Below are 9,534 nucleotides of genomic sequence, written 5' to 3' on the forward strand. Positions count from 1 at the left end.
CTTTGCTTTCATTTTCTTAGCCAAAGCTTCCGGTAAATCTAACTCATTAAGTAAATTTTTACTGACCATTACATCATTTACATTAAATTGATCATTAGGTATCGTAACTAACTCTCCTGTATCAGGGTTTTTCACTTGAGCAGCGACCTTTCCATCTACTTCATACGTTACAATATCTGTACCACTTATTTTCATTTCAGCTCTAGAATTCTTCAGTTTCGGCTCCATCTGTATTTTCATTTTAATCTCTTCTGATTGACTGCTCCCCTTCATTGACATAAGAGATGTCAATGTAAGATATTCCTCTTGTTTTAATCCGTCAGCTGCTTTTTTAAAAATATCTTTCGCTACTAACTCTTTTTCTTTTTTTACAGATACTGTTTTAGGTCCACTTATTTTTTCACTGCTACAACCAGTTGTTAAACCTACTATTAGCGCCAAACTAGATATTACAACCATTTTCTTCATAATGATCCTCCCCATTTCCCGCTTAAAAATATTTTCATCTCATGTATAGTAAATCAACTGAAATAAATATATATACAATAATTATTTAACCTCTAAACTAAACCAGTTATTCACTCCGTATACTAACGTAACTAATGCTCCTATTACACCAAAAACAACAATATTTATACTAATTGACGAACCGAATAAAACAGCCATCATTGACACCATCAGTAATAGCATGGCGATACTATTTATCTTAATTTCTACTATTTCGCCATCCTTTACTTTCTTTTCTTTACTTCCAAAAAAGAATTGTTTTACTTTAATATTCGCTTCATCTAATTCAAAAGGAAGCGTATATTCTTCGTTATTCTCAAGTTTCATTACTACTTCGTTATCTACCTTTACAGCAACTCTTGTTGCTCCGCCCATCATACCCGTTGCCCTTATTACTTTAATGCTCATATTAAATCCCCCTATTAGATTTCACTGCAACTATTAAGAAATTCCCCTTGTTGCACACTACTTCATCCTCAGTTCAATAAACATAATATTCCAAAAGATATTATAACAAGTCCCCGTCCAATATTTTGTCAAAATTTGTCGCGTTTCTACAAAAAGGATATTTTATCCATTATCATAGTAAAAAGACTCTTACAATAGTAAGAGTCTCTTTTATAAAGTAAAACCTTCATTAGCGGAAGGATTATTACTTCATAAAGCTGGGCCATCTGCAAATAGGAACATACTATCACTTCGGCTGTAAAGTTAATACTTTCCCTTCAATTCCATCTGTATTTAAAGTAGTCGTATGATACTCACCATTCACCCAATCATCTATTTGATCATGATACCAATCGCTTCTAAAATGTCCTGACTGTCCCGGCCCCACTATATGATAACCGTTTGACATATCTTTCGTATCAATGACAAATCTCCATGAAGCACCGTGATTTACAATACCATTATCTCCGTAATTCGCTGCTTGAACCGTAACTTGACTTCCTCCAATTGGAACTGGTTTCTCACGATTAAATGCGAGTAGTGCTAATATACTAGATGATCTCGAAATTGGATGTGTAAAAGCAAGTTGATGGTAATCGCCCCACTTCCACTCTGTTACATTCGATCCATACTCCTTCTGTAATTTCTTCATTACATTCTCGTACGATGTATGCACAACTTCTGTGAAGCCTCCGTACTTCGTAAACCAAGCACTATTTTCACCGTTTACTTCTTTACGAATTAGTTCATCGACAACTTGTTGTTTCCCTTCAAATAACTCCATTACATCTTTCGGTACTTCTTTTGAAAATAACGTATTCGAAATCTCTTTCATTAACAAATGGAATATTAATGGTGCCGCTTCATCTTTACTATCGTAAAAGTTCCACTTTGTTAATTGTTTGACGCCTTCTTTCTCCACTTCATTTAAATCTGTTTTATTTAACTCTTTTAAAAATATAGGAGCAAATTCTTTCCCGTATAAATTCTTTTGATCCATCTGTAACTTTTGTAAATCTTTCACCGTATATTTTTCCTTCTCTTGTAAAAACTCTTGAATGCGCATTTGCCTATATGGCTGTGCCCACGTATTACTAATATGGTACGGATAATTATCATCAACAATTTTATTATTGGCAGTTGAAATGAACCCTTGTTTTGGATTTATTACTTTTGGAAGCTGATCAAATGGGATATACCCTTCCCATTCATATTCATCTGTCCATCCTGGAACTGGCAAACTACCATCGCCTTTTTTACGCACTGGTATATTTCCATTCGCTTTATAAGCAATTGTGCCGTCATTTGATGCAAACACAAAGTTTTGAGTCGGTGTGTGAAAATCTTGAAGAGCTGTTTCAAACTCATTCCAGTTTTTTGCTTTATTCATATTTAATACTGCCTTTAATTCAGCTGAAGGCTCTAAAGCAGTCCATTTCAAAGCGAATACTGTTTTCGTTTTCTCCTTACCCTTATCCGCAAACTCTGAAATTACTGGACCGTGCCTCGTAATTGTAACGTTATACGGAATTGTTTTCCCGCCTTTTACTTTAATAGATTCATCAACAACCGTAGCCTTTTCCCATTTATCGTTATACAAAAATTCATTTTCATTATTAGGATTTCTCTTTTCAATATATAAATCTTGTACATCAGGACCAGTATTCGTAACACCCCATGCAATTTTGTCATTGTGCCCTAATATAACACCTGGTACTCCAGCAAAAATAACGCCACTCACATGTAAATCTTTCATGTCAAGTCTCGTTTGATACCATATAGAAGGTGTCGCAAGCGATAAATGAGGATCATCCGCTAAAATCGGTTTACCAGACACACTCTTCTCACCGCTTATCACCCAGTTATTACTACCGTTAAACTCCGGCGGAATTACTGTCTTTGAAAAACTTTGTGCTACATTCACATTTGTATTTTTCAGTTCAGCGAGCAATCTAGGTGCATCTTTCGGATATGTAGGAAATAGCTCATTTGCTTGCTTTTCCGGAAGATTTTTCAACGCCCAATATCGAAATGCCTGTCCATGCCAATGTCCTCCTAAATCAAACGCCATATACTTTCCGATCGTTAAAGAATCAACCATTGACCATTCAGCAGGTTCATAACCTAATAGAGTAAACTCCACTGGCAATTTCTTTTCGGCCTTCGCCTCACGTATAAAAGCATTCACCCCATCAGCAAATGACTGCAGGGCATATTTCGCTTCCCCATCATATTGATTTAAAGATGCTTCTGCCGCTCGCCGTAAACCGAGCGTTCGAAACAACTTATCTCTATCAACAGCTGCTTCCCCTACAACTTCACTTAACATACCAGAAGCTTGTCTTCTACTTAAATCCATTTGAAACAAACGATCTTGCGCTTGTACGTATCCTTGCGAAAAATATAAATCATGCGCATTTTCCGCTTTAATATGTGGTACACCTTTACTATCTCGTTTCACCGCAACAGCGTGTTGTAAATCCTCAAGTTTTATCGTTCCATCTATCTTTGGCATAGAACTAAGCGTATATATGTTCAAAAAAATCATAGCGCAAATAAACAAAAAAAGAACGATACCACTAGACCAAATAAAAATTCTTTTTCCCCTATTTCGTTTCTTTTTTACGACGACTTCCATACAATCCCTCCTCTCTCAATCTATTCGCTTCTATTGTGAAAGAACCTTTTAGAAAAGAAGAAATCATTACTTGCTCATGCTATGGATCATACAAACTGAACACTTCTCTCTTACGCACTATTTCCTTTCCTTTACTGAAGCTTACTCGTCCTTTCTTACACCAATTCCTCAAAATCCCATTTACATAAGCAAGTGTTCCCTTATTATTTTCAAACGCGATTTTAAGCGCCTCTAGTACTGTCTCTCCTGAAACTTTTTGTATCCACTCCTTCAATTCCTTCACGATATATGGAGATAGACTACTTATATTTTGTTCGTAAAACTTATAAACTTTACTATGCGAAGTAGCCTCTTCTACCGTTTCTACCTCTTTCATATCTTCTTTCTCTTCAATAACTGCTTGTGAACCCTCTTCTTTCGGCATACCAAAATACTGTAGTAATAATGGAATCTTGTATTCTTCTTCAAGACATTTACGTAAAAACATATGTATGAACTCGTTACTTTTCACAGTCTTTAACTCACGTAACACACACTTCTCTACATTCGTATTTAAAATAGGGTTATAATGTAGCCAATTTATTATGAATAACTCTTTCGTTTCCGCATCATATAAAATCTTCCCGTATTCCACAAACCGGTTCAATAACTTCTCAACAGTCTCCATACTGTAACCAGTTTCAAGCTCTGCCAAACGCTTTGGGAATATGTAAATACCACATTGCTTCGTTTTCGTACCAGTTAACAAATATATGTAAAAATAACGCTCTTCTGGCGTTAAATCTAATATGAATTCATCTTGCCAAAAGTTCACCTGCACATTACGGTACACCGCCATCAGTTTCCCTCCACTCTTTGCTAGCAAATAGGAAAATTCCAATCCTTCAATATAAATATAAGAATGAGGTAACGGTTTTGGCATTCGAATTTCAAATTTTTTTACTACTACTACACCGGTTTTATTTTTTCGCGCTTTTTTGTTCTTGTAGTTGTTTTTGTTTTTGTTTTTTCTTTTTCTTAGTGATTTATTACTTGGTAGGTGCTTATAAGGGGCTTTGAAGGGGGTTATATAGTGTTTGCATTCCCCTCTTATCTGATGTCTAATTACAAATGTCTCCAACAATCTTCATACATTGCAGACAGCCATTATGATTCACCTGCTCATATTTACCCGAAAACAAAAAGCACTTGTTGCCTTCGTAGACAATTCAGTGCTTTAAGGTTGAAAGTTTATAAATAAAAGTGTCTATAATCGACATAGTTGATTGAAATACAATTCTGTTACATTTATTTTAGTAACGATAATATGATACATACCGAATTATCTATAACTGAACGTTCTGGGCGAGATTTCATTAACACTGTTAATCCAATTAATGAAGTGACTAGCGTTTGTGCCAATGCTTTAGCATTCACATCACTTTGCAGTTCTCCAGACTGAATACCTTTGGCGATTAATTCTTGAAATATAACTGAAAGATACATTTGATGTTCTCTAGTCAACACTTCAAATTTTTCATTATGAGGGGCAATCTCAACCATTGTGTTAATACAAAAACAGCCTTTATTTGATTCTCTTTTATATTCCTCTTCCACCATATTTTCAAAAAACATACGAATTGATTCTTTGACAGATTGTTCTTTTTGAAGTTTTGTTCGAATGCTAGCTGCGTGTAAATTCGTGTATCTCCGTAATGCAGCTTCAAACAGCCCTTCTTTATCACCAAAGGCTGCATATAAACTCGGTCTTTGTATTTCCATTTTAGCAGTTAGATCACTTAATGAAGTAGCAGCGTATCCTTTCTCCCAAAAAAGTTGCATAGCAGCATCTAAAGCTTTTTCTTTATCAAATTCACGTAGTCGAGCCATTTAACCCCTCCTCTTTCTTCATCTGTTTTCTAAATTACAAATCACGATTTTATGTACTAATCAGTATATTATATATCGTATAAAATTATAAATGATATGTCAAAAGAAACTGAAATTACTTTACAATTTACTTGACATAGTAACTTCTCCCTGTTTATATTTTACTTACGAAATAATATACCGTTCGGTACGTTATTTTTCAAAAAAACAAAAGGAGATGATATTATGAATACTAAAGAAAAAACAACAACTGCTCTTACTCAGAATAATGATCAGTTCCAATTACCTATCAATACAATCATGCCCCGCTATATAACTCTATTATTTTCAATAGCTTGCGGGATGGCTGTGGCGAATATATACTTCGCCCATCCTCTACTTGATTCTTTATCAAATGAGTTTAAGATCAACCATTCAACTATTGGTGTCGTTATTACGATTACTCAAGTTTGTTATGCACTCGGATTACTTTTATTAGTTCCACTTGGTGATTTGTTAAGCCAAAAAAGACTTATTATTGTTCAAATGCTTTTATCCGTTTTCGCTTTAATTGTGGTCGGAGTCGCTCCTTCAAGTACCGTACTTTTTATAGGTATGGCCTTAGTCGGAATTCTTGCGACTGTTACGCAGACACTCGTCGCATACGCATCCATTTTAGCTAACCCAGAAGACCGTGGGCGAATAGTAGGTTTCGTCACGAGTGGTGTCGTAATAGGAATTCTACTTGCACGTACATTCGCCGGAACATTAACAGATCTAGCGGGATGGCGTTCCGTTTATCTTACCTCTGCTGTACTTATGCTCTTCGTAATTGGTTTGTTATATCGTAATTTACCTAATCTTGAACATAAAAAAACAACTATGACCTATCGTAAATTATTACATTCTGTTCTCTTATTATTTGTAGAAGAAAGGATCTTACGCATTCGCGGAATATTAGCATTGCTCATTTTCACTTCATTCAGTATTTTATGGACTTCATTAGTTTTACCTCTAAGTGCTGCACCATATAATCTATCACATACAGCTATCGGAGCATTCGGCCTTGCTGGAGTTGCTGGTGCATTAGCTGCCACTAAAGCCGGACAACTTGCTGATCGCGGATTTGGAGAAAGAACTACTGGCATAGCCTTATCCTTATTATTACTTTCATGGCTCCTCATTAAATTAATGAACCATTCTCTATTCCTACTAGTTATCGGTGTTATCCTTTTAGATTTAGCTGTGCAAGCTGTACATGTCACCAATCAAAGTATGCTTTTCACAGTGCGTCCAGAAGCGAGAAGTCGCCTCACTGCCAGTTACATGATTTTTTATTCTATCGGCAGTGCAACAGGTGCAATTCTTTCCACAAACATTTATGCAAGCTACGGATGGAACGGAGTTTGTATATTAGGTGCATCCGTTAGTGCTTGTGCTCTTTTATTTTGGGCAATGACCTTACGGCGATCGTCACAACTAAAAGAAGACTAATTCATAAGTATATTTTTTAATATGTGTTTTTCTACAAGACTATAGAATACCCTTTACTTTTTAAAATAAATCAACGGCATTTTCATATAAAAAATGCCGTTGATTCCAAACTTTTATGTATGTGATTCGCCATTTCATGATAATAGATCATATACTAGCGAAATACATCTATTACAAATTACCTTTAACTTGTCCGACAATCTCATTTATCGTATTTCGATCAAACTTATCACTAATTTCGTATGGCTTACGATCTCCTACTAATTGTACCCCTACGATGTCTTTGCGGTCCTTACCATATTGCACTTCAATAATAGATCCGCGCTCTATTTGTTTCCAAATGTAACCTGCTTCATCTTTATTATCTAAAATAATACAGTCCTCAATATTTTCATCGATCCCAATTAACTTGTTATCATCCATATACCCAACCTCGTATTGTAGACGTTCTTTCGCTTTTCCGCTTACTAATATACCTTTGCTACCATATGAGTAATCCGTATAATCCTTTTTCTCCGCTTGTACCGCTTTCGGCTCTTTTGCTTCAGTTTTTTCAGCAGTTCCACAACCCGTAATAATACATATTGGCATAACCGCCGTTAATACTACTCTAGTCAATTTCTTTATCACTTATAACCAACCTCACATGCTTAAGTTTAAATTTCATTTATTACCTTATTAAACAATAACATGATACTAAGTAGACAGAACCAAAGATAACCTATTATTTACATACTCACACTTTAATTAAGGACTATGCCATTTAAACCTAGTCCCTACATAACTTTAACTTTGCTTCACATACTTAATTGTATTGAATGACGTCTCATTAAATAATCGCAAGTTTTTCCCATCATAATCTTGAACTTTATATGTTATTTTCTTTTTTTGAATTGTATCTTCTACACCGTCTACTAAACGTTTATTGAGATGTAAATAGATTGTAAAAGCTTCCTTATCATACTCCCAAGTTCCTTCAATATAATTCTTTTTATTTGGATACTCACCTTTACCATATGTTTCAAATGTCTTATCACCTTTTAGAATGAGTGACATATTGAAACCGTCTGTTCCTTGGAATCCCCAGTTACCGATTAACTCCGTACCATCTTTCACATTCTTCATAACGTTATCCGTGTTAATTCCAGCTTTCTTATCTAACTCTTTCAAATCTTTCATAGATACTGTACCGTCACCGACTTTAATATCCCCTTCAAGATCTTTGAATGCTTTAAGCCAGTAAATATCTCCTTCTTTCACTAGCTTTTCGGATTTCTCGATTAACTCTTTATCAGTCTTATCACCTTTTTCTCTTTTTTCTTTTCGGGTGAATACTTCATTTATTAAAGAAAAAGACTCTCTAAAATAACTAATTGCTTTTTCAAAATCCTTTTGTTGATTTACATACTCTTTCGGCGGATCTATCGACTCAAATTTATCTAACATTTCATTCAATTCTTTCACACTATCTACTAGGTCTGATTTCTTTTTCTTACCGTCAAAAACCTCTCTTGTTATTTTATTATGCTCGGCAAACAACTTATCAAACTCTATCCCTAATTTATATACTTTATTAGGATAGTCTTCCTTCGAAACTTTTTCCTTCTGAATCTTAGACTTCGATTCTTTTACTTTAGACTCTTCTGTTTTCTCCTGTTTAGAAGTGTTCGTTTTCTCAGAAACTCCACAACCAAATAACAACATGACTGGAACTGCTACCCCTAGTAGTTTCTTTGCGTTCATGAATGAATTCTCCTTTTGCTTGAATAGATTATTCGTACTATACTCATCCTTTATTTTTATCTTGTAATTAAAGTTATAATCGCAATAACTCCTAGAATCGGTCCCCAATATTCCATTTTTATAAAAAATAGTGAGTGCCTTTTGTTAAACATCACTTTTTCACCAGTTTCGGCATCTATATAAATTTTCCCACTTGGTTTATTAATATATTTTCCTAAATACCAAGACATAAGCCCTGATATAATAAACATTACTGCCATTGGCCAACTATGTTCTTGAAAATATGTAGCGTCTCCCGTTATAGATTCAAAGAAAACCTTACCCAAAAGAGTATTAATAATTACAATAATTGCGACTAAAAAACCCCAACCTGACCAAATAATCATTTGTTTCTCCTCCTAATGCATACAACTTTGTACCTTATGTTAATTTGAACTGCACACGAAAACATCTAATTTACTGAATATACAGACTCTAAAAATTACACTTAAGCTATATTCATCAATTAGAGTCTAACTTTAATGTTCTAAATGCAAATGAACCAGACATAATTTGTAATATTGTCGGAATAAGTAAAAAGAATAATGACATAAATAACATAACTATAGGAATCACAATCATACAAACTCCATAAACTTTATTATTAACCTTGTTTACTAAACATGATAAAATGAATAGCCCTATTTGAACCGTTAAAATAATAGAATAATAAGCCAAAAGTTTGTAATCAAAACCTTCCATAACATTAATGGCTACAATTATTAAAATAATAGAAATTATAATTCCCAAAATACCACCAATTAAACCTAATACGAATTCAGGTGTTCTTTTCAATACAATCCCCCCTTCTATTAACC

Annotated in this window: 9 protein-coding genes and 1 pseudogene; 1 reads left to right on the forward strand and 9 read right to left on the reverse strand. The window is 34.5% G+C overall.

The genetic code is table 11. The features are described from left to right. The 5 genes and pseudogenes from V7038_RS26455 to V7038_RS26475 all read right to left on the reverse strand — a co-directional run. A pseudogene (locus tag V7038_RS26455) lies at positions 1-468 on the reverse strand (hypothetical protein); the annotation flags it as partial. Between the two features lie 81 nt (positions 469-549). Beyond that, positions 550-915 (reverse strand): hypothetical protein, encoded by a 366-nt coding sequence (locus tag V7038_RS26460; RefSeq protein WP_335695876.1) that lies wholly within the window; start codon positions 913-915, stop codon positions 550-552. A 286-nt stretch (positions 916-1,201) separates the two neighbouring features. Then, on the reverse strand, positions 1,202-3,592 hold the full coding sequence (locus V7038_RS26465) for a penicillin acylase family protein (RefSeq protein WP_335695877.1): 2,391 nt from the start codon (positions 3,590-3,592) through the stop codon (positions 1,202-1,204). A 79-nt stretch (positions 3,593-3,671) separates the two neighbouring features. Continuing rightward, entirely contained in the window at positions 3,672-4,430 is a 759-nt protein-coding gene (locus V7038_RS26470; protein ID WP_335695878.1) for a DnaD domain-containing protein, read from the reverse strand. A gap of 449 nt (positions 4,431-4,879) precedes the next feature. After that, positions 4,880-5,461 (reverse strand): TetR/AcrR family transcriptional regulator, encoded by a 582-nt coding sequence (locus V7038_RS26475; protein WP_002110733.1) that lies wholly within the window; start codon positions 5,459-5,461, stop codon positions 4,880-4,882. Positions 5,462-5,686: 225 nt separating this feature from the next. On the opposite strand from V7038_RS26475, the gene V7038_RS26480 reads away from it, so the two are divergent. Continuing rightward, on the forward strand, positions 5,687-6,934 hold the full coding sequence (locus tag V7038_RS26480; protein ID WP_002110734.1) for an MFS transporter: 1,248 nt from the start codon (positions 5,687-5,689) through the stop codon (positions 6,932-6,934). A gap of 171 nt (positions 6,935-7,105) precedes the next feature. Here the strand turns inward: V7038_RS26480 and V7038_RS26485 are convergent, their stop codons facing one another. The 4 genes from V7038_RS26485 to V7038_RS26500 all read right to left on the reverse strand — a co-directional run bounded on the left by V7038_RS26485 (position 7,106) and on the right by V7038_RS26500 (position 9,511). Next, the gene (locus V7038_RS26485) at positions 7,106-7,564 is read right to left on the reverse strand and encodes a hypothetical protein (protein ID WP_002110735.1); all 459 of its coding nucleotides are present in this window, start codon (positions 7,562-7,564) and stop codon (positions 7,106-7,108) included. Between the two features lie 156 nt (positions 7,565-7,720). Continuing rightward, positions 7,721-8,677 (reverse strand): DUF3994 domain-containing protein, encoded by a 957-nt coding sequence (locus V7038_RS26490; protein ID WP_002110736.1) that lies wholly within the window; start codon positions 8,675-8,677, stop codon positions 7,721-7,723. 56 nt (positions 8,678-8,733) lie between these two features. Then, the gene (locus V7038_RS26495; RefSeq protein WP_002110737.1) at positions 8,734-9,063 is read right to left on the reverse strand and encodes a hypothetical protein; all 330 of its coding nucleotides are present in this window, start codon (positions 9,061-9,063) and stop codon (positions 8,734-8,736) included. A gap of 115 nt (positions 9,064-9,178) precedes the next feature. Continuing rightward, a complete protein-coding gene (locus V7038_RS26500; protein ID WP_002110738.1) occupies positions 9,179-9,511 on the reverse strand; it encodes a DUF4064 domain-containing protein in 333 nt (110 codons plus the stop codon). Positions 9,512-9,534 lie beyond the last annotated feature (23 nt).

This window comes from Bacillus sp. JJ783, assembly GCF_036963225.1.
Classification (GTDB): domain Bacteria; phylum Bacillota; class Bacilli; order Bacillales; family Bacillaceae_G; genus Bacillus_A; species Bacillus_A cereus_U.